Source organism: Pandoraea nosoerga, from assembly GCF_902459585.1.
GTDB lineage: Bacteria > Pseudomonadota > Gammaproteobacteria > Burkholderiales > Burkholderiaceae > Pandoraea > Pandoraea nosoerga.
This window is the reverse complement of sequence record NZ_CABPSC010000007.1, coordinates 201,646-222,755: the sequence shown is the minus strand read 5'-3', so window position 1 is coordinate 222,755 and position 21,110 is coordinate 201,646. Positions and strand designations below refer to the sequence as shown.

Annotated in this window: 20 protein-coding genes; 14 read left to right on the top strand and 6 right to left on the bottom strand. The window is 65.2% G+C overall.

Annotation, left to right across the window (positions count from 1 at the left end):
• Window positions 1-87: 87 nt before the first annotated feature.
• The gene (locus tag PNO31109_RS11445) at window positions 88-711 is read right to left on the bottom strand and encodes a M24 family metallopeptidase (protein WP_150555655.1); all 624 of its coding nucleotides are present in this window, start codon (window positions 709-711) and stop codon (window positions 88-90) included.
• A 494-nt stretch (window positions 712-1,205) separates the two neighbouring features.
• On the opposite strand from PNO31109_RS11445, the gene PNO31109_RS11440 reads away from it, so the two are divergent.
• A complete protein-coding gene (locus tag PNO31109_RS11440; RefSeq protein ID WP_150555638.1) occupies window positions 1,206-2,174 on the top strand; it encodes a GlxA family transcriptional regulator in 969 nt (322 codons plus the stop codon).
• A 53-nt stretch (window positions 2,175-2,227) separates the two neighbouring features.
• On the opposite strand, the gene PNO31109_RS11435 is transcribed toward PNO31109_RS11440, so the two are convergent.
• Window positions 2,228-3,202 (bottom strand): LysR family transcriptional regulator, encoded by a 975-nt coding sequence (locus PNO31109_RS11435; RefSeq protein ID WP_150555637.1) that lies wholly within the window; start codon window positions 3,200-3,202, stop codon window positions 2,228-2,230.
• A gap of 90 nt (window positions 3,203-3,292) precedes the next feature.
• On the opposite strand from PNO31109_RS11435, the gene PNO31109_RS11430 reads away from it, so the two are divergent.
• From PNO31109_RS11430 to PNO31109_RS11395, 8 genes are all read left to right on the top strand, one after another.
• Complete coding sequence (locus tag PNO31109_RS11430) at window positions 3,293-4,918, top strand: ATP-dependent acyl-CoA ligase (protein ID WP_150555636.1); 1,626 nt, start codon at window positions 3,293-3,295, stop codon at window positions 4,916-4,918.
• A 108-nt stretch (window positions 4,919-5,026) separates the two neighbouring features.
• On the top strand, window positions 5,027-6,361 hold the full coding sequence (locus PNO31109_RS11425) for an MFS transporter (RefSeq protein ID WP_150555635.1): 1,335 nt from the start codon (window positions 5,027-5,029) through the stop codon (window positions 6,359-6,361).
• A 1-nt stretch (window position 6,362) separates the two neighbouring features.
• Window positions 6,363-7,556 carry a thiolase family protein gene (locus PNO31109_RS11420; RefSeq protein ID WP_150555634.1) on the top strand — a complete coding sequence of 398 codons (1,194 nt, stop codon included), beginning with the start codon at window positions 6,363-6,365 and terminating at the stop codon, window positions 7,554-7,556.
• Window positions 7,553-7,855 carry a Zn-ribbon domain-containing OB-fold protein gene (locus PNO31109_RS11415; protein ID WP_150555633.1) on the top strand — a complete coding sequence of 101 codons (303 nt, stop codon included), beginning with the start codon at window positions 7,553-7,555 and terminating at the stop codon, window positions 7,853-7,855. The genes PNO31109_RS11420 and PNO31109_RS11415 overlap by 4 nt, the downstream gene beginning before the upstream one ends.
• A gap of 24 nt (window positions 7,856-7,879) precedes the next feature.
• A complete protein-coding gene (locus PNO31109_RS11410; RefSeq protein WP_150555632.1) occupies window positions 7,880-8,599 on the top strand; it encodes an SDR family NAD(P)-dependent oxidoreductase in 720 nt (239 codons plus the stop codon).
• Window positions 8,600-8,664: 65 nt separating this feature from the next.
• Window positions 8,665-9,903, top strand: coding sequence for a dienelactone hydrolase family protein (locus PNO31109_RS11405; protein WP_150555631.1), 1,239 nt, complete (start codon window positions 8,665-8,667; stop codon window positions 9,901-9,903).
• Window positions 9,904-10,069: 166 nt separating this feature from the next.
• Entirely contained in the window at window positions 10,070-11,161 is a 1,092-nt protein-coding gene (locus PNO31109_RS11400; RefSeq protein ID WP_150555630.1) for a porin, read from the top strand.
• A 152-nt stretch (window positions 11,162-11,313) separates the two neighbouring features.
• Window positions 11,314-12,219 carry an MBL fold metallo-hydrolase gene (locus tag PNO31109_RS11395; protein ID WP_241014264.1) on the top strand — a complete coding sequence of 302 codons (906 nt, stop codon included), beginning with the start codon at window positions 11,314-11,316 and terminating at the stop codon, window positions 12,217-12,219.
• 73 nt (window positions 12,220-12,292) lie between these two features.
• Here the strand turns inward: PNO31109_RS11395 and PNO31109_RS11390 are convergent, their stop codons facing one another.
• The 4 genes from PNO31109_RS11390 to PNO31109_RS11375 all read right to left on the bottom strand — a co-directional run bounded on the left by PNO31109_RS11390 (window position 12,293) and on the right by PNO31109_RS11375 (window position 16,410).
• Window positions 12,293-13,180 carry a hydroxymethylglutaryl-CoA lyase gene (locus tag PNO31109_RS11390; RefSeq protein WP_150555628.1) on the bottom strand — a complete coding sequence of 296 codons (888 nt, stop codon included), beginning with the start codon at window positions 13,178-13,180 and terminating at the stop codon, window positions 12,293-12,295.
• A 15-nt stretch (window positions 13,181-13,195) separates the two neighbouring features.
• A complete protein-coding gene (locus PNO31109_RS11385) occupies window positions 13,196-14,578 on the bottom strand; it encodes a tripartite tricarboxylate transporter permease (protein WP_150555627.1) in 1,383 nt (460 codons plus the stop codon).
• Window positions 14,579-14,595: 17 nt separating this feature from the next.
• Window positions 14,596-15,039, bottom strand: coding sequence for a hypothetical protein (locus PNO31109_RS11380; RefSeq protein WP_150555626.1), 444 nt, complete (start codon window positions 15,037-15,039; stop codon window positions 14,596-14,598).
• A gap of 81 nt (window positions 15,040-15,120) precedes the next feature.
• Window positions 15,121-16,410, bottom strand: a complete 1,290-nt coding sequence (locus tag PNO31109_RS11375; RefSeq protein WP_150555625.1) for a hydroxymethylglutaryl-CoA reductase, degradative — start codon at window positions 16,408-16,410, stop codon at window positions 15,121-15,123.
• Between the two features lie 171 nt (window positions 16,411-16,581).
• Between PNO31109_RS11375 and PNO31109_RS11370 the strand changes: the two genes are divergently transcribed.
• From PNO31109_RS11370 to paaD, 5 genes are all read left to right on the top strand, one after another.
• Window positions 16,582-17,979 (top strand): aminotransferase-like domain-containing protein, encoded by a 1,398-nt coding sequence (locus PNO31109_RS11370; protein ID WP_150555624.1) that lies wholly within the window; start codon window positions 16,582-16,584, stop codon window positions 17,977-17,979.
• 159 nt (window positions 17,980-18,138) lie between these two features.
• On the top strand, window positions 18,139-19,155 hold the full coding sequence (gene paaA / locus PNO31109_RS11365; protein ID WP_150555623.1) for a 1,2-phenylacetyl-CoA epoxidase subunit PaaA: 1,017 nt from the start codon (window positions 18,139-18,141) through the stop codon (window positions 19,153-19,155).
• Window positions 19,156-19,220: 65 nt separating this feature from the next.
• Entirely contained in the window at window positions 19,221-19,517 is a 297-nt protein-coding gene (paaB, locus tag PNO31109_RS11360; protein ID WP_039406438.1) for a 1,2-phenylacetyl-CoA epoxidase subunit PaaB, read from the top strand.
• 48 nt (window positions 19,518-19,565) lie between these two features.
• Entirely contained in the window at window positions 19,566-20,369 is an 804-nt protein-coding gene (gene paaC, locus PNO31109_RS11355; protein ID WP_150555622.1) for a 1,2-phenylacetyl-CoA epoxidase subunit PaaC, read from the top strand.
• Window positions 20,370-20,445: 76 nt separating this feature from the next.
• The gene (paaD, locus tag PNO31109_RS11350; RefSeq protein WP_241013753.1) at window positions 20,446-21,051 is read left to right on the top strand and encodes a 1,2-phenylacetyl-CoA epoxidase subunit PaaD; all 606 of its coding nucleotides are present in this window, start codon (window positions 20,446-20,448) and stop codon (window positions 21,049-21,051) included.
• Window positions 21,052-21,110 lie beyond the last annotated feature (59 nt).

Sequence of the window (21,110 nt, the reverse complement as noted above, 5' to 3'; positions counted from 1 at the left end):
CCCGCTTTGCAAATGAGAATCGTTCGCAGTATAGCAAACGACACCCAAAGAACGGCGTCCCGTCGTGTCGCCATCGCCGCCGGCGCCTCAGTAATACGTGTCGTCGAGCAGCATGTCCTCGAAGAACGCGCCGAAGCGCCGCTGCGGATCAAGCAAATGAATTTCCAGAATCCAGCGCATGGCCGACGGCGTCGCCTCGAAGTCGGCCAGCGTGCCGGTGTGAATCGCGGCATGCGGGAAGTCCGATACGCGATGACCGGGCAGCTCGAAGTTCAGCGTCCAGCCCATGCGTTGCGCGACCTCGTCGGCATACGCGTAGAGCGCCTGACCCGACGCGCCGTCGCGCAGCCACTTGGCGCGCACGTCGTGGAACAACGCTTCGGCGTCGCGCGCGCAACGCGCGTATCCGGCGTGCTCGCCCACGACGAAGCTCGCGCCGCCGTCACCCTCCCACGCGTCGAAGCGCGGCGCAATGTCGATGAAGAACAGATCGTTCTCGGCGAGCACCACGCCCGGCTCGGACGGCTGGCGCATCGGCTTGAGCGTGTTCCTGCCAAAGCGAACGCGCGTGGGGTGCCAGCTCAATTCGAGGCCGGCCGCCGCAAGGGTGCGCCTGGCCATCGCCACGGCGTCTTCCTCGCACATGCCCGGTCGCACCTGCGCGGCAATGTTGCGAATGGCTTCGCGGGTCTTGTTGCGCGCGAGCAGCATGCCGTCGACGGAAAATGCCGGGCCGACCCGCTCCGCGAGCGAGGCCGCATCGGGGTAGCGGACGCTGGCCGTGGACGGCGCCCGGGAGGAAGCGCCCGCCGCCGTGGCGGGCGCACCGGTCGCACGCGAAGTGGCGGGATGAGCGGGATGGGCGGGATGGGCGTGATGGACGTGACGGGCGTGAGGGGCGTCATGAGCGGCATGATTGTCCTCGGTGGGGCCGGCAATGGCGGCGCCGGCGGAGCGGTTTGCGTGATTGGACATGGGGGCTCCTGTTCGGGATGGCGTTCGGGGGCATCGCGGCGACGCATTCGAAGGTCCTCATGGCGCCGCCGATGTCACCGATTGTCGAAGCGCCGTCCCGGCCGGTGGCGCAAGGCAGGCGGCCCGATTGCGCCAAACGGCGGCATCTTCGCGCCAGCGGGCGACCGCGCCCGTGCGCGCGCGCCGCTTTCTGCCAAAATGCGGCCCATGTCTGCCAGCGCTTTCAAGCCATGATCCGGAACGTCGCCCTGCTGGTTTTCCCCGGCGTGCAATCGCTCGACGTGAGCGGCCCGCTCGATGTCTTCGCGGAGGCGAATCGCTTCCTGTTGCCCGGCGATCACTATCAGACGGAAGTCGTCGGCAGCGTGCACGGCGCCATCGCATGCTCGAATGGGATGACGCTGCTGCCGCGCCGTCACTATCAGGATGTGGGCGGCCATCTCGACTTGCTGCTGGTCGCGGGCGGCCCGTCGTTGCTGACGGACGATCTCGGCCCGAACGTCGCCCGATGGTTGCGCAACGCCGTGCCGCGCGCCCGCCGCTACGGCTCGATCTGCAATGGCGCGCTCGTGCTCGCGGCCGCCGGGCTGCTCGACGGCAAACGTGTGACGACGCACTGGAACGATGTCGACGTGCTTGCCGAACGCGCCCCTGCGGCCCGTATCGAGGCCGATCGTCTGTTCGTGCAGGACGGCAATCTGTACACGTCGGCGGGCGTTACGGCGGGGATCGATCTGTCGCTGCATCTGCTCGCGCAGGACCACGGCCCGCAAGTGGCGCTCAACGTGGCCAAGCGTCTGGTCGTCTTCACCCAGCGCGCCGGCGGCCAGTCGCAGTTCAGTCCATACCTCACGCCCTACGCCGAGCCGAATTCCCCGGTGGCGCAGGTCCAGCAGTACGTGCTGGAGCATCTCGCCGAGCCGCTGTCGGTCGGCGACCTGGCGGCCGTCGCGAAGATGAGCGTGCGCAACTTCTCGCGGGTATTCGCGCGCGACGCCGGCGTGACGCCGGCCGAGTTCGTGAGCGCCGCGCGCGTCGACGCCGCGCGCGTCATGCTGGAAAACGGCAGCGCCCCCCTCAAGACGATCGCGTGGCAATGCGGCTTCGGCGACGCCCACAACATGCGCAAGGTGTTCCAGCGCCGCTTCGGCGTCTCACCGCAGCAATACCGCGAGCACTTCAGTCAGCCGCGGGACTGACCCCCGCGCGGCGCCGGTACTCGCCCGGCAGTGACGAGACGTGATGGACGGGCTCACGCGCGTTGGGTCTTCGATCGCGGTCGCGGCGCACGCGCCGTGCTCCCCGTCTTCCAGTTGCCGCGACTCAAGGCTTCCACCACGGACGCTACGAACTGACGAAACCATCGTATGCCTTCGTCCGCGTCGAACGCCTGATGCCAATGAATCGTGGACTCGGCCTCGGGCGCCTCAATCGGCAACGGGTAAATCGCAAACTTCCCGGACGCGTTCAGAATCTGCGCCACTCCCCTGGGCAGCGTGGCCACCCAATCGGTCCGCTCCAGGATTTCCGGCACGATCGTGAAATGCGGCACGCTAATGGCCAGGCGCCGCTGCAGCCCGCCGCCGCTCAGCGTCTCCTCGATCACGAGATGGCTCGAATCCGTGGACGTCACCGCGATGTGCGACATGGCAAGAAACTGCTCCCGGGAGAGCACCCGGGCGGGCAGGCCGGGGCGCTTGCGCGTCATGCATGCATACGTCTCGCGAAACATCACGATGTGGTTCGTCATGCCCTTTAGCGTAGGCAGATTGCCGATCGCAAAGTCGAGCTGACCGAGCCGGAGCCGCTCTTCCACCACACTGGCGTCCACCTGCTCGACCGACAGACGCACGTTCGGCGCAGCGTGCTGGAGCGCTTCGCACAATCGCGGCAGGAACACCTGAACGCCGATGTCGCTCATCGAAAGCCTGAACTTTCGCGTGCTCGTGCGCGCGTCAAACACCTTGTCGTGGTTGAGCACCTCCTGAATGGACACCATCGCGCGGCCCAAAGGCAGCGCCAGCCGCTCCGCGGTCGGCGTCGGCAACATGCCGTCGCTCGCGCGCACGAACAACGGGTCGTCAAAGAGCGCACGCAGGCGCGACAACGCATAGCTCGTCGCGGGTTGCGACAGACCAATGCGCTCTCCTGCGCGCGTAATGTTGCGCTCTTCGAAGACCGCGTGAAACACCCGAAGCAGGTTCAGGTCGACGTCATTGATATCCATGGCACTTATGGTAATGATATTTACGATGCATTTGACGGATATGTTACCCATTTCTAGACTCCTTCACATTCATCGAAGGGGTATCGAGACATGGGATGTATTGAAACGATCGTCGCGCAGGCCAACGCCGCGACGCAAGCGCAAGGCGCGAGACATACACTGCCGGCACTTCTGTGTGCGCGCGCTGCGAGAAATCCCGGCGCGCCGCTGTTCTCCGACCGCAAGACGACATTGACCGGCGCAGACGCCATCTCCATTGCCGCGCGCCGCGCCGGCACGCTCGCGGCGCGCGGCATCGGGCGCGGAGACCACGTTGCGCTGCTGTGCGGAAACCGCGTGGAATTCATCGAAATGGTGCTCGGCTGCGCGTGGCTCGGTGCCGTGGCCGTCCCCATCAACACGGCCTCACGCGGGTTTCAGCTCGCGCACATCCTGCGCAACAGCGGCGCGCGACTTCTCATCGCCGAGGCCTCGTTGGCCGATTCGGTCAACGCGCTCGATGTCGATGACTTGCGCTTGGAGGAGATCTGGCTCATCGACGATCCAATGCCGGGCGCGCTCGCCCCGGCCTGGCCCACGAGGCCGGTGCCGCCCCTGGGGGACGCGATCCCGGCGGCCGCGCTGACCGACGGCGATCCGTTCGCGATTCTTTACACGTCGGGCACGTCCGGCGTCTCGAAGGGCGTCGTATGCCCGCACGCTCAGTTCTACTGGTGGGGCCGGAATACCGGCGGCGATCTCGGCATCGTCAAGGGCGACGTTCTCTACACCTGTTTGCCGCTGTTTCACACCAACGCGCTCAATACGTTCTTCCAGGCCCTGATTCTCGACGCCATGCAGGTCGTCGACCGCCGCTTCTCCGCGAGCGGATTCTTCGACTCGCTGGTCGACACCGGCGCTACGGTCACTTACGTGCTCGGGGCGATGGTGCCGATCCTGCTCGGTCGCCCGGCGTGCGCCAACGAGCGACAACACAACGTGCGCGTGGCGCTCGCTCCCGGCGTGCCCGCGAACTTCCATCGGGAGTTCACGCAGCGCTGCGGCATTGCGCTGATCGACGGATTCGGTTCCACCGAGACCAACAGTGTGATCGGCGGCGACGTGAGCGCGCAGCGCGCGGGCTTCATGGGCCGCCTCGCCGCAGGTTTCGAGGCGCGTGTCGTCGATGAAAACGACATGCCCGTGCCCGACGGCGAACCCGGGGAACTGATCCTGCGCGCCAACGAGCCGTTTGCCTTTGCCAGCGGCTATCACGGCATGCCCGACAAGACCGTCGAAGCGTGGCGCAATCTTTGGTTCCACACCGGCGATCGCGTCATACGAAGCGAGGACGGCTATTTCCGCTTTGTCGATCGGCTCAAGGACGCCATCCGACGCCGCGGCGAAAACGTCTCCTCCTTCGAAGTCGAACAGGTCCTGCTCAGTCATCCGAGTGTCGAAACCGCGGCCGTCTTTGCCGTGCAGTCGGCGCTCGCGGAGGACGAGGTGATGGCAGCGGTCGTGCCGTGCGCCGGCCACACCATCGATCCTCTCGAGCTGATTCGCTACTGCGAACCGAGACTGCCCTACTTCGCGGTGCCCCGCTTCCTCGACATCGTGCCGGACCTGCCGAAAACCGAGAACGGAAAGATTCAGAAATTCAAGCTGCGCGAACGCGGCGTGAGCGCGTCGACGTGGGATCTCGACTCATCGGGATACCGCCTCAGACGCTCGTGATCGCCCGGATTTCCCACCCCGACGGCGCCGTGCACTCACATCGGCCAACGATACGGCGCGCACGTCCCCATACGCGTGCATCGACAGGTGCACCAGGAGGAGCTTCAGATGGCAAGCACGCAAACGTATAGCGGCCCGGAATCAGGCGGGACGGTGGCCAACATGGACGACCGATCGCTTCGGCGCATTGTGTTCGCTTCGGTGATCGGCAATGCACTGGAGTGGTACGACTTCTTTCTGTACAGCACCGCCGCGGCGCTGGTCTTCGGCGATCTGTTCTTTCCAAAGGGGACCGACCCGCTTCTCGGCACCCTGGCAGCATTCGCCGGCTTTGCCATCGGCTTTGCCGCCCGGCCGCTGGGCGGCGTGCTCTTCGGCCACATCGGCGACAAGTTCGGGCGCAAGGGCGCGCTGGTCTGGACGCTTTCCATCATGGGAGGAGCCACGTTCCTGATCGGCCTGCTGCCCACCTACGCGCAGGCGGGCTTCTGGTCGCCGGTGATGCTCATCGTGCTGCGCATTCTGCAAGGCATTGCGGCCGGCGGTGAGTGGGGAGGCGGCGTGTTGATGATCAGCGAGTCCGCGCCTGCGGACAAACGCGGCTACTACGCGTCGTGGAGCCAGATCGGCGTGGGCGGCGGCTTCGTGCTCTCCGCCGCCGTTTTCTACGCCGTGCAAATGCTGCCGAAGGACGCATTCATGGCCTGGGGCTGGCGCATCCCGTTCGTGCTCTCCATCGTCATCTTCGGCGTGGGTGTGTACATCCGGTCGCGCCTGCCGGAAAGCACGGAGTTTTCGAAGGCGGAAGCGGCCGGCAAGACCGTGCGTGCGCCGCTGCTCGACGTCATTCGCAAACACCCCAGGGAAATTCTGATGGCCATGGGACTGCGCGTGGCCGAGAACGGCGGCTCGTACATTGTCGTTGCGTTCGCGCTGGTCTACGGGAAATTCATCGGCGTGCCCAACGAGATCATGCTCGGCGGCCTGATCGTATCGATGATCGCCGAACTGTTCACGATTCCCTTGTGGGGCCGACTGTCCGACCGCTGGGGCCGAAAGCCGGTGTATATGACCGGCGCGCTGGGCTTCGTACTGATGGCATTCCCCTTTTTCTGGCTGCTCGACACCCATACCCCCGCGCTGATCTGGCTCGCGTTCATGATTGGCAACGCGGTATGCCACGGCGCGATGATCGGCACCCAACCCAGCTTGATGGGCGAATTGTTCAGCACCGAAGTCCGCTATTCGGGCATGGCGCTCGGGCACGAGGTCGCATCGGTGTTTGCCGGCGGCCTGTCGCCGCTGATCGCGACCGCCCTGCTGTCTCATTACCACGCCGCCTGGCCAATTGCGCTGCTGATGATGTTCCTCGGTTCCGTCACAGTCGTCTCCCTGCTGTTCACGCGGGAAACCACGCGCCGAAGCCAGCGGCAGGGGCATTGATATGACACCCCGTGATTTCAGCGGCGTGCTGATTGCCGCCGGCGCCGAGGTTCCGTATCGACGACGCGCCCCGGAAAGCTCCACCGGCGATCTGCTCGCCGACGCGTTCTCCCGGGTGCTCGCCCAGTCGGGCTTCTCCGCCAAGGACGTCGATGGCCTGGGCGTTGCCGCATTCACCCTCGCCCCCGACCATGCCGTGGACATGGCATGGCGGCTGGGACTGAGCCCGCGCTGGTGCATGGACGACTGCCATGGCGGCGCAAGCGCCATCAACATGCTCCAGCACGCGGCGCGGGCGATCCAGTGCGGGGACGCGAACGTCGTCGCGCTGCTCTGCGGCGACCGCTTTGAAACGTCCGACTTCAGGCAACTGGTCGATCACTACAACCTGACGACGCGCAATTTGCTCAGACCGCTGGAGACGGGCGGGCCCAATGCCGTGTTCGCGATGCTCACGCAGCGCCACGCCCGCCGGTTCGATCTGAGCCCGCACGACTACGGCGCACTGTGCGTGGCGCAGCGTGCATGGGCAGCGCAAAACCCCAATGCCGTGTACCGCGACCCGATGACGCTCGCGGACTACCTGGAAGCACCGCTCGTCGCGGATCCATTGAGACGCCTCGACTGTGTGCCGGTGGTCTGCGGCGCCAACGCCATCATCGTCGCACGCGCCGACTTGGTCCGCGGTACGCGCAGTGTGCGTATTCGCGCACTGCAGAGCCTTTACAACACGGACCATCAGGCCGGCGACGGGCTGACGACGCCCCTGGCCGTCGTGGCGCCGGCCCTTTGGCAGCAGGCGGGCGTCGCGCCGAGCGACATGGACGTGATCTCGGTGTACGACGACTACCCGGTCATGGCGCTGATTCAGCTTGCCGAGCTCGGCTTCGCGCCCGACGGCGACATACGCGCCCTGCTCGCACGCATTGCCGCGCGTGAGCTCAACGTCAACACATCGGGAGGCCAATTGTCCGCGGGACAGGCGGGGGCCGCGGGCGGGATGCACGGGCTCGTCGAAGCCATCACGCAGTTGCAGCACGGCGGCGGCGAGCGCCAGGTGGCCGGCGCGCGACTTGCCGTCGTGAGCGGCTACGGCATGGTCGAGTATCGCTACGGCATGTGCGGCAATGCCGTGGTGCTCGAAGGCGTTACGGGACAAGCGAGAGAAGCGGGAGAAGCAGGAGAAGCGTCATGACGTTGTCGGCATTTCAGTGCACTGCGTGCAATCACACGCTCTTTCCCGCGCGCTACTTCTGCCCGAACTGCGGCGGCGCCGATTGGCAAAGCGTGCCGCTCGGCGTGGGGACCGTCGCGGAGACTACCGTTGTACGCCAACGCGTCGGCCTGCCCAACGCGGCGCCCTTGCATCTCGCAAGCGTCCTGAGCGTGGCCGGCCCGGTCGTCATTGCGCGCTCGGCCGCCGCGCTCCATGCGGGTGACGTGGTCCGTCTGACGGTCGATTCCGCCGGCGCCATCGTGGCCGAGCGCACCTGACCCCCGAAACTGCGAGGACATGACATGCAAGTCGAAGGATCCGTGGCCTTTGTCTCCGGCGCCAATCGCGGCGTTGGCGCCTGTTTCGTGCAAACGCTGCTCGCGCAGGGCGCGCGCAAGGTCTATGCCGGCGCGCGCGATGTCGCGCTGTTGCCGCGGAACGACAAGCGCGTCGTACCGGTAACGCTGGATGTCACGCGTGCCGCCGACGTCGCGCGCGCCGCAAACCTTGCCGGCGACGTCAATTTGCTGATCAACAACGCCGGCATCAACCGGATCGTGCCGCCGTTCCGGGCAGGCCACCTGGAGGCCGCCCATGCGGAAATGGCAGTGAACTACTTCGGGACGCTGAACATGACGCTGGCATTCGCCCCGGCGCTCAAGCGCAATGGCGGCGCGCTCGTCAATGTTCTGTCGATTCTGGCCCGCGCCACATTGCCGGCGATGACGTCACTGAGCGCCTCCAAGGCCGCCGCCCTGCGCATGACCGAGGGCATGCGCGCCGAACTTCGCGCGCACGGCGTGCGCGTGCTCGCCGTCATGCCCGGCGCGATTGACACCGATATGTCGCGAGACGTGGGCGACATGCCCAAGCTCGCGCCCTCCGAAGTCGTGCTCGCCACACTGGCCGCGCTCGTCGACGGCACCGAGGATGTCTATGTCGGCGACATGGCCAAGGCGATCGCCTCGGGCCTCGCCACGGACAGGAGCGCGGTGCTGCGACAACTGGCCGGCAGCGGCTGACCGGTCGACCCGATTCATCGATTTGGACTCGCCGAATCGATTTCACCTATCGAAAGGAGAACCTCATGGCTGGACAAACCATCGAAATCGCGGCCGGGAACGGGAAGTCGTTTTCGGCCTACCTCGCGACCCCGAAGCAGGGTAAGGGACCGGGCCTGATCCTGTTGCAGGAAATCTTCGGCATCAACGCTTTCATGAAGGAGATGGCCGACCGGTTCGCGCAGGAAGGTTATGTGGTCGTGGTGCCCGATCTGTTCTGGCGCATGGCCCCCGGCACCGTGCTCGGGTACGGCGAAGAAGATTTCGCACGCGCCCTCGATTTCAATGAACGCCTAGACCTCGGCAAAGCCGTCGAAGATATCGGCGCGACCCTCAAGGCGCTGCGCGCCGTGCCGCAGCAAATCGGAAAGATCGGCGCGGTCGGCTACTGCCTGGGCGGGAAACTGGCCATGCTGGCCGCGGCAGCGACGGATATCGACTGCGCCGTGAGCTATTACGGCGTGGGCCTGGAAGCTTTCCTGAACGAAGTGCCGCAGATCCGCTGCCCCATGGTCTTTCACTTCGCCGAGAACGATGCCCTCTCGCCGCCACCGGTGCGCGAGACCGTCATCGCCGCGCTGTCGGAGAACCCGCAGATCGAGCACTATGTCTATGCGGACTGCGATCACGCGTTCGCGACGCCCGAGCGCGAGCACTACAACAAGCCCGCGTCGATCATGGCGTATTCGCGCACCATCGCCCTGCTTCGCAAGGTGCTGGGCCCCGTGTATGACCTCAATGCCCTGTGGGAACTGCATTGCTATCACGAGTTCGAGTCACGCGACGTCGACGCGATCATGCCCACCATGGTCAATGCGCCTTACGTCAACCACATCCCGACAATGACCGGCGGCGTGGGGCACGACGAGCTCAAGCGGTTCTACAAGTACCACTTCGTGCACGCGAACCCCGCCGATACGCGCTTCATTCCGATTTCGCGAACCATCGGCGCCGACCGTATCGTCGACGAGTTCATCTTTTGCGCGACGCACGACCGCGAGATCGACTGGATGCTGCCCGGCGTGGAGCCGACAGGCAAATACATCGAAGTGGCCATGCTCGCCGTCATCTGCTTTCGCGGCGACAAGCTGTACAACGAGCATATCTATTGGGATCAGGCGAGCGTACTGGTGCAGATCGGCCTGCTGGACCCGGCAGGCCTGCCGGTCGCCGGCATCGAAGCGTCGCGCAAGCTTCTCGGCGAGAGCTTGCCAAGCAACACATTGATGCGTAACTGGTCGTCTAGCGAAGGAAAGCCGATCTGAAACGCCAGGAACTCGCGTGCGCGGTACATCCATTCGAGCGTCGATTAGTACTACTTACATATAGATCCATGCTTTCCCGCCATCGCCTGGCGGCGTCATGCCCCCCAACTCGATAACGATACGGGTGATTCATATGAAACTCAGGTTTGGATGTCTCGCGGCTTTCATGAGTGTTTCGGCGCCCGTGCTGGCGCAGACGTCGTTCACCATCTACGGCGTCATTTCCGACGGCATCGGCTACTTCAGCAACCAGTCGGGTAGTTCGGCCGTCCAGCTCGTGAGCGGGGCGAATCAGAACAACCGGCTGGGGTTCCGCGTCAACGAGAACCTCGGCGGCGGGTGGTCCACCATCGCCACGTTGGAAAATGGGTTCGACATCAATCAGGGCAAGTTCGGCCAGGGTGGCCGGATGTTCGGGCGGCAGGCGTTTGTGGGGCTGTCGAGCAGGACATACGGCACGCTCACGGCGGGCCGGCAATACGACGTGTTGTGGGACTACCTGGATCGCATCGAACCACAGTCCATGGGGCCGGGCCTGGCAACGAGCATCGGCAGCAACGACAACATCGAAGGCAACTTCCGCTATAGCAATTCCGTCAAGTACAGGAGTCCGGAATGGAACGGCCTCGAGTTCGAATCGATGTATGCGTTCAGCAACAAGGCGGGCGCCTTCCAGCAAAACCGGGCCTTTAGCGCCGGCGTCAATTACGTCTGGGGTAGTCAGCGATATGCCGTGACCTACCTGACTATCGACCGGCCCGGCACGGCGAACCCGTCGGGCGCCGTGAGCGACGATTACTCGGGCGGGGCATTCCAGCTGTTTCACACCAGTCCGGTGAATGCCAGCGTCGGCGTGGAGCGGCAGCGCGTGGTGGCCGGCGGCGCGCAGTACGCGTTCGGCAAGACGCACGTCGGTGGCATCGTGTCCGATGTCCGGTACGCGTACCTCGACGGCACCCGCCTGCATATCAACAATTTCGACCTCACCGTCGTCCATCACGTCACCCCGGCGCTCGCGTTGTCGGCCGCTTACGTCTATTCGCTGGGCCGTTACGGCGGCATCGACGCAACATCGCACTGGAATCAGGGACAACTGAGCGCCGACTACTTCCTGTCGAAGCGGACCGATATTTACGCCTACGTTAATTACGTGAAGGCGTCGGGCTCGCTCGCCACGGCCGTCTTGTTCCTCGCCTCCGCGCCGTCGAGCAACAAGCAGCAGACCGCCGTGGTCGCGGGAATTCGACACCGGTTCTGAGCGGCGACGAATGGGCTTGTCCCTGGAATCGGCGGACATACCGACACCACGTCAACTCGAGGCGCGCCGACCGACTGCGTGCCATCAACAGGCAACCTATGGAAACGACACCGAATTTATCTGACAGGCCTGCGCAGCCGATGACCTTCGGGATGAAGGTCGGAAACGCAACGGTGACCGTCGTGGTGGAGTCTTGCGCCCCCCTGCTTGCGCTAAGCGAGATTTTCCCCGATGCGACCGACAGCATGCTTGCCGAGATCCGCACGGGTGAGAACGACGCGTGGTTCGACAAGCTCACCGACAGACTCGTGGTGGCCATTCAGGGGTTCGTCGTGCGCAGCGAAGGCAAGATCATCGTGGTCGATACCTGTGTCGGCGACTGCAAATCACGGGTACGCCACGGGTTCGACCACGCCTCGCTGGGTTGGCTGGACAGGCTCGCTGCCAGCGGGACGCCGCCCGAGTGCGTCGACACGGTCGTCTGCACCCACTTCCATGTCGATCACGTGGGCGGCAATACACGGATGGTGGACGGGCGCTGGCAACCGAGCTTTCCCAACGCGCGTTACCTGTTTGTCGATGCCGAGCTCGATTTCTGGCAAGGCGATGGCGCAGCGCCGGGCATCGCGCGAACGGGCGATTACATGGCCGACAGCATCGCGCCGATCCTCGACGCCGGCCTGGCCGACATCGTCCGGGGCGATCACCGGATCACCGGCGAAGTCCGGCTGATGCCAACGCCAGGACATTCGCCGGGTCACGTGTGTGTCGTGATCGAGAGCGGGGACGATCGTGCGATCCTCAGCGGCGACCTCTTCCACTCGCCGCTGCAATGCCGTCACCCGGCGTTGAGCACGCGGTTCTGCGACGATCCGGCGAAATCGGCCGCAACGCGCACCGCCTTTGTCGAACGCCACGCCAACCAGCCCACGTTGGTGATTCCGGCGCATTTCCCGTTCCCGAGCGCCGGACGTCTGTGTCGCGACGCCCACGGCACCCGCTTCGAGTTCGTCGCGCGCGAAGCGCTCACGCCCGTTCTCACGGACCTCGCCTCGTAGCGGTCCGCCCCGGCGGGCGGGGCTGCGCGGCACACGCCCGCTCGTCAGCGCGGCGTGGACTGCGGTTCGATCATCACGCCGCTTGCTGGCGGCGCAAATCGCTCAACACCTGCCGGATATAGCGTCCTGCGGCCTGGACCCCGGCCATGTCGACGCCCGTTTCGTAGCCTCTGGCATGCAAAGTCGCGAGCAGCTTTTCGGTGGCCAGATTCCCCGACGCGCCCTCGGCATAGGGGCATCCGCCCAGCCCCGCGACAGCGCTGTCAAAGGTGCGAAGCCCCATGTCCAGCGCGAGGCAGACATTCGCTTGCGCCATGCCGCCGGTATCGTGAAAATGACCCGCCAGGCGCTCGCCGGGAATGTCTCTCAGGCAGACCTCGAGCAGCTCGCGCGTGGACTCGGGCGTGCCGCGCCCGATCGTGTCGCCCAGGGAAATCTCGTGGCACCCCATTGCCAACAGCGCTTGCGCAACGTGCAGGACGGCCTCGGGAGCGATATCGCCCTCGTAGGGACACCCCAGCACGCACGACACATAACCGCGCACCGGCACACCGGCCTCCAGCGCCTTTTGCACCACCGGCCTGAAACGATCCAGGCTCTGCGCGACGCTGCAATTGATATTGCGTTGCGAGAAGGTTTCTGAAGCCGCCCCGAAGACTGCCACCTCGTCACAGCCGGCGGCCAGAGCGGCATCCAGCCCCTGCAGATTGGGGGTCAATGCGCTGTAGCAAACGCCCGGGCGGCGTTCGATCGAGGCCATGACTTCGGCGCTGCCGGCCATTTGCGGCACCCACTTGGGAGATACGAACGAAGCCGCCTCGATAAAGCGCAGGCCGGCGCGGCTGAGCCGATCGATCAATTCGACCTTGGCGCCCAACGGCACCGACAGCTTTTCGTTTTGCAGGCCGTCGCGCGGCCCGACCTCCACGACCTTCACCCGGCGCCCCGACGTATCCGGCATCGCCACCCCTCCCTTTCAGAACAGCTTGAGCAGCGCGGGAACGCTGAGTACGGCTGTGTAATAGCCCATGAACTGCACGCCGGTGTTGAACCCGAAGGTACGCGAGAGCAAGCCGCCCATGAGGCCCATGGTCAGGATCACCAACAGCCCCAGCAGACCGCCTTCCCAGACGCTGATCACGATGATCAGGCCGACAAAGGTGGCAATGATGGCTTCGTGGCTGACCTTGCGCGAGACGAACATTGCCGCACGGCGCGCGTAGTTCATCGCAAACGGATAGGACACCACCGCGGCCAGCAATACGGACAGCATGCCGTAGCCGAGAAACTCCCAGTGGCTCAGCAGGTTGTGCAGGTTGTGGGTCTGGCCCGTGGCCGCGTCGACCGTGAAGCGCGGAGGTGCGTTGAACAGCGGCGCAGCGGGGCCCGCGGCCACGGGGCTCAACGGCAAACCGAACGCAATCAGCGGAATCAGCGCTTCGGCGATATACGTGGCTTCCGTCACGCCATTGCGAGTGCTCAGCACCGTGGTCAGACGGTGATAGGCGTGCTTGATGCGCGAGCCCACCAACTCGCCCAGCACCACGGTCATGGCCACGGGGCTGAAGACGAACGTTGCGCTCGAAATGGCGGCAGTCGCCAATGTCCAACGGGTTTGGGTTCGATCCAGCACCTTCAGCGGGTTGGGGAAATAGCCGGACCAGTCTTTGACATCCGGCGCCAGGTTGAACTGGCGAACCTTGTCGCGCAACATGCCTTTGCGGCCGGCGGGCGCCATGACGGTGAACAGATCGGCGACCAGCGGGCCGATGGCGATACCGAGGAAGTAGCTGATGCTCAGCTTCGTGTCGAACTTGGCGGTCAGTGCCTGCAGCGCGAGAATCACCACCACGAAAGGCACGAGCAAGGCGACTGCGCCCCAGCGGCCTTTGGAAAAATAGGCGATCAGCACGGCCGCGGCCAGAAAAATCCAGGGGGCGGTCTTGGTGATGATCGAGCCGAACGGTGCGAGCATCACGGCGAACAGCACGGCCAGCGGCACGGCGATGAAGGCCGCGACAATGGCGCCCGAGACCATCTTGCGCAAGGCAATGTGCGGCACGCCGAGCTTGCGCAGCAAGTCCGCGTCCTGCAGCAAGGGCGTAGCGAGCGTATCCCCGGGAATGCCCAGCAGCGCGGTGGGCACGGCGTGCGTCATGTGCTTGGCCACGGCGCCGGCGAGAAAGAAGGTGAACACGCCTGCCGGCGGAACGCCGAGCAACACGACAAGCAGGGTGAGCGGTGCGAGCGTCGTGGTTTCGTCCGTACCGGAAACCAGTCCGATTGCCGCGAAGACGATGGCGCCGATCAGGCCCATGCCAACGGCGACGCCAATTTGTTCAATGAGCAGGGAATCCATGCCGTGTACTCCGCGGGTTATTGGCCATCACGGCTTTGGGTTGCGCCGGGCGTGACGAAGAGCTCGTAGAGCTTGAGCGCCTTGAGCTCTTGCACCACGGCCGGGGGCAGGTCGGACACGGAGCCCAGACCGCCGGGTTGCTGCTCCAGCTCGCGCAGCACTTCGGCGCGCCATTCGGGGTTGCTCGCGACGTCTTCTTCGGTCACCACGCGCTTGGGCGGGAAGATGCGGGCGCAGATGACGCCTGCGATCACACAGCCGGCCAGCCCCGCGAGCATGGCATAGGCCTGGGCCAGTGGCCTGGACTCGACGACCGAGTTCAGCCAACGGCTTGCCGCAAAAAACCCGATCACGCTGATGCCGATGCCCATCAGAATGGACCAGCTCAGATGCCTGAGGTCGACGGTATCTCCCCACACCTGCGCGAGTTGCCCGTGCGACGCTTGCCTGTCGGAACGCATGGCCTTGTCTCCTTTGCTCGTTGTTATTTCGTTTCGGATCGGAAGGCCTCGCCCGGCTGTCCCCGGCGAGGCCGAAGATACTTAGCGCCCGGCTCGAATTTCCTTCAGGACTTCCAGTGCACGGTCGGTGCGCACGTCGTGCTCGGCGGCCAGACGCTTGGCAACGACTTCCACCTCTTGCCCGACTGCGCCCGCGAGCAGCGCAATATTGCGGGCGTGAAGCGCCATATGGCCGCGTTGAATACCTTCGGTGGCCAGCGCGCGCAAGGCGCCCAGGTTTTGGGCCAGACCCACGGCCGCGGCAATCTCGCCCAGCTCCTGGGCGGACTTGACGTCCATGATCTTGAGCGCGAGGCGTGCGAGCGGATGCGTCTTGGTGGCGCCGCCGACCAGGCCCACGGGCATGGGCAGCTCGATCGTTCCCACCAGCGCGCCGGTATTGTCCTTTTCCCAGTGCGTGAGCGACGTGTACCGGCCGTTGCGGCTGGCATAGGCGTGGGCTCCGGCTTCCACGGCGCGCCAGTCGTTGCCTGTGGCGACGATGACGGGGTCGATGCCGTTCATGATGCCCTTGTTGTGCGTGGCGGCGCGGTAGGGATCGATGGCGGCGAACGTGTAGGCGTCGAGCACGCCTTCGATGATCTCTTCGCCACTACGCTCGCTGGTCGCCAGGGTTTGCGGCGTCAGGCGTACTCGCGCGCGGGCAAGGCGCAGGTCCGCCAGGTTCGAGAGAATGCGCAGGCGCACCGAACCGCCCGTGATTTTTTCCACCAGTGGCGAGACCGATTCGGCCATGGTGTTCACGGTGTTGGCGCCCATGGCGTCGCGCACGTCGACGATCAGGTGCATCACGACCATAGGGCCGCGCGCGGAATCGGGGAAGACATGGACTTCGATGTCCTTGCAGCCGCCGCCCAGACCGATCAGCACTTTGTCCCGGCTGTTGGCTTGCGCGAGGATCTCCTCGCGGGCCTTGAACAATGCCAGTCTTGCACCATAGGGGTCGCGGATGCCCACGATCTGCACCTGGGCGCGCATCAGCGGCAAGGTGCTCGACGTTTCGAAGCCGCCATTCTCACGCGCGAGCTTGGCCATGTACGAAGCGGCGGCAATGATGGAGGGTTCTTCCACTGCCAGCGGAATCAGCACGTCGCGGCCATTGATGCGGAAGTTGCCCGCCACCCCCATCGGCAGCTCGAACGTGCCCACCACGTTCTCGATCATGCCGTCAGCCAGGGAGGCTGGCAGCGCACCGGCCTGCGCCAGCAATGCGCGCTCTTCGTCGCTGAGATTGCATGCGGCGGCGACATGCGCCCAGCGCTGAGCGGGGGTGAGATTTCGGAAATTGGGAAGACGCGAATCGACGGCCATGGAAACTCCTGCTCATCCAGAACTGGATATGAATACGAGGGGACGGTTGGCCGTGAATTTAGTCAAACTGTACCGCTAAATACAGGTACAGTTTGGGAGGACAGTACTGCTGCGACGCAGCATTGGACCCCTCTGGATGCCGACTGGCAACGCATGGTTCGGGAGATTTGAATGGCGGGTGGCGGCAAGCGTCAGGCCCCTATTGCGGAGCGTCTGGCCGATTTGATAGGGCAGCAGATTACCGACGGCGTGTATCGCGCGGGAGACAAGCTCCCGTCGCTGCGCGAGTTGGCGCATTTGCACAATTACGCGAAAAACACCGTGGTATCGGCCTTCGATCTCCTCGTCTCGCGTGGGCTGGTCGAGTCCCGGCGCGGTGCCGGTTTTTATGTCCAGCCCCAGGCGCGCCTCGCTCGGGATGACGACGCGGGGCAGCTCACCCGTGCGATGGACGTGGTCTGGCTGATGCGCGAACAGCTCAAGAGCCAGCCGGACGCCGTCGCGGTCGGCGACGGCTTCCCGCCTGTCGAGTGGCTGGCCGACATGCGCATGGATCGCTATCACCAGAAGGTGGTGCGAACGGGGCTCGGCTCGCTGTTCCGCTATGGCAGCCGCTTCGGTTATGCGCCGCTGCGCGATAGCCTGGTGCGCAAGCTGGGGGTATTTGGCCTTGAAGTGACGCCGCAGCAACTGGTGCTGACCCAAGGCGCGAACGAAGCCATGGATCTGGTGATTCGCTACTTCGTGCCGCACGGCGCGACGGTACTGGTGGACGATCCTGGCTATTACCTGCTGTTCGGCAAGCTCAAGCTCGCCGGGGCGCGCGTGTTGGGCGTCCCGAGGCAGGCCGACGGCCCTGACGTCCAGGCCCTGGAGCAGTTGCTGCTGACCGAGCGCCCGCGCCTGTTCTTTACGCAGTCGCTGGCGCACAACCCGACGGGCTCGGACATCAGCGCCGCCAAGGCGTACCGTGTCCTGCAGCTTGCGGAACGTCACAACCTCCTGCTGGTGGAGAACGACCCCCTGGCCGATTTCAAGCCGACCTCGTCGGTGCGTCTGTCGACGTTGGACCAGCTCGAACGCACGATTTACATCGGCAGCTTTTCCAAGTCGTTTTCTGCGGCGCTTCGCGTGGGATTCATCGCCTGCAGCGAGGGTTTGGCCAGCGATCTGGCCGATTTGCGGTCATTGATTCATGTGAGCGGGTCGGAGTACTGTGAGCGCATGGTCGACGTCATGCTCCGCGAAGGTCATTACGAGCGGCATCTGGTGCGCTTGCGCCAACGTTTGGGCAAGGCCACGGCACAGGCGCTGGAGTGGCTTGACACGCACGGCTGCGAGGTGTTCGCGCGCAACCCGCAGTCGCTTTATCTCTGGGTCGCGTTTCCCGGCAATCCCGACGCCGCGAGTCTGGCCGGACGCTTGCTCGCCCACAAAGTCACCATGGCGCCCGGCCACGTCTTCACCCTGGATTCGAACCGGGTATCGCCCTGGTCGCGCTGCAACGTGGGCGCCATGCTCGATCCCCGCTTCGAGGCGGCCTGGCGGGCCATGCGGCAGGTGCGTTAGCCGCTCGCGGAAAACCGCGGCGGGAGGGGAGAGGAGGGAGGAGGGAGAGGGGGAGCGGGGTCGGCACCCGCCCGGCCTAATGGAAAACATTTATTGACCGACCGGCCGGTCGGTTTATAATGCCTCCCATATCCCTATCTGCCGCGGAGGCCTCCCTCTATGTATACGCAAGCCATCGATCTGGCCGGCAACAGCGCCAAGGGCACAGGCGCCGTCATCGCCCTCACCGAGGCGGAGCAGCAGCAGCAAGCCCGCTTCGACGCGCGTATCGCCGCCGATCAGAAGATCGAGCCCCAGGACTACATGCCCGCCGAGTACCGCAAGACGCTCGTGCGTCAGATCTCGCAGCATGCGCACTCGGAAGTCGTCGGCATGCTGCCCGAGGGCAACTGGATCTCGCGCGCGCCGAGCCTCAAGCGCAAGGCCATCCTGCTCGCCAAGGTGCAGGACGAAGCCGGCCACGGGCTCTATCTGTATTCCGCGGCCGAGACGCTCGGCACGTCGCGCGATCAGATGATCGACGCACTGCACTCCGGCAAGGCGAAGTACTCGAGCATTTTCAATTACCCCACGCTCACGTGGGCGGACGTCGGTGTCATCGGCTGGCTCGTGGACGGCGCCGCCATCATGAATCAGGTGCCGCTGTGCCGCTGCTCCTACGGCCCCTATGCGCGCGCCATGATCCGCGTGTGCAAGGAAGAGTCGTTCCACCAGCGGCAGGGCTTCGACGCCCTGCTCGCCATGATGAACGGCACGCAGGCCCAGCGCGACATGGTCCAGGAAGCGGTGAACCGCTGGTGGTGGCCGGTGCTGATGATGTTCGGCCCGAGCGACAAGGACTCGATCCACAGCGCGCAGACCATGAAGTGGGGCATCAAGCGCATCTCGAACGACGACCTGCGCCAGAAGTTCGTGGACGCCGCTGTCGAGCAGGCCAAGGTGCTCGGCGTGACCTTCCCCGACCCGGATCTGAAGTGGAACGAAGCGCGCAAGGCGCACGACTACGGCGAGATCGACTGGAGCGAGTTCTGGCGCGTGGTCGGCGGGGAAGGCCCGTGCAACAAGGAACGCCTCGGCACGCGCGTGGCCGCCCACGAAAAGGGGGCCTGGGTGCGCGAAGCCGCCCTCGCCCACGCCGCCAAGCAGCGCCAGCGGGCCGAAAAGCGGGCCGCATGAGCGAGCGGCCGGAGCCGCCGTCACCGGCTTCGGTCGCCAGACCTCACAAGACATCAGGAACGATCATGACGCAAGCAAGCAACAAGGAATGGCCCCTCTGGGAAGTGTTCGTGCGCAGCAAGATGGGCCTCGAGCACAAGCACAGCGGCAGCCTGCACGCCGCCGACGCCGAAATGGCGCTGCGCATGGCGCGCGACGTGTACACGCGCCGCCAGGAAGGCGTGAGCATCTGGGTCGTGCCGTCGGCTGCCATCACGGCGTCGGCACCGGAAGACAAGGCCGAGCTGTTCGATCCGGCCGCCGACAAGATCTACCGTCACCCGACCTTCTACCAACTGCCGGAAGAAGTGAACCACATGTAAGCGGCGGCGCGCCGCCATGCATGGCGCGCCCCCTGTGAGACCCAGAACATGAAACCGACGCAGGAACATCTGTCCTATCTGCTGCGCCTCGCCGACAACGCGCTGATCCTCGGTCAGCGCAACGCGGAGTGGTGCGGTCACGGCCCCGTACTCGAAGAAGACATCGCGCTCACCAACCTGAGCCTCGATCTGATCGGCCAGGCCCGCATGCTGTATCAGCACGCCGCCAGGATCGAAGCCGAACTCACGGGCTTCACCAAGCAGGAGGACGATTACGCCTTCTGGCGCGACGAGTTCGCCTTTCGCAACTGGACGCTCGTCGAGCTGCCGCACTACGGCCCGAGCGCCGGCACCACGGCCGCGGAACGCGACTACGCCGTGACCATCGTGCGCAACTTCCTGTACTCGGCGCTGATGGTGGAAGTCTGGCAGGCGCTCGCCGACTCGGCGGACGCCGAACTGGCCGCCATCGCCGCCAAGTCGGTCAAGGAAGCGAACTATCATCTGCATCACGCGCGCGACTGGCTCGTGCGTTTTGGCGACGGCACCGAGGAATCGCACCGCCGCGCACAGGCCGCGCTCGACTACCTGATGCCGTACATGAACGAAGTGTTCAAGCGCGACCCGCTCGAAGCGGCCGTGGCCGCCGCCGGTACGGGCGTGGCCATGGCCGACCTGAAGGACGCCTGGCACGCCACCGTGAGCGACGCGCTCGCCGAGGCGACGCTCGAGGCTCCGGTCGGCGGCGCGTTCGAGAGCACGGGCAAGTTCGGTCACCACTCCGAGCACATGAGCTATCTGCTCGGCGAGATGCAGGGGCTGGCGCGCCAGCACCCCGGCGCAAGCTGGTAAGCCGCCGCGCTTCATGCACGTCACGCACGAGATGCCGGATATGCCGCGATGTGCCGATACGCTGGATAAGCCACTCATGAATCCGTTCACCGACTTCGCCGACAAGACCATGACCCTGCCGCTGACGCCCCCCGTCGCGCCCGACGTGCTCACGCCGGCCTCGGAGGCGTCGCTGCCGCTCGCGTGGCGAACGCTCGAATCGGTGCCGGATCCGGAGATTCCGGTCGTATCGATTCGCGAGCTCGGCATTCTGCGCGACGTGCGCGTGCTCACGCGCGACGGCGCCGCCGCGTTCGAGATCGTGATCACGCCCACGTACTCGGGTTGCCCAGCCATGCAGCAGATCGCGCAGGACATCGGCGCGGCGATGACGCGCGCCGGCCTCGGCCCGTGGCACATCACCACGGTGCTGGCGCCGGCATGGACCACGGACTGGATCAGCCCCGAGGCGCGCGAGAAGCTGCGCCGCTACGGCATCGCGCCGCCCACGGGCGCGCACGCCGTTGCCGCCGACGCGCCGCGCAAGATCACGTTCTACGGCTGCCCGAAAGACGGCGTGCCGTGCCCGCACTGCGGCTCGACCGAGACCGAAGTCGTCTCCGCCTTCGGCTCGACCGCCTGCAAGGCGCATTACCGTTGCCGCACGTGCCGCGAGCCGTTCGACTACTTCAAGCCCTATTGATTGATCCGACTGATCCCGCCTCGCACGCGGCCAGACCGGCACCGACATGTGCCGGCGCC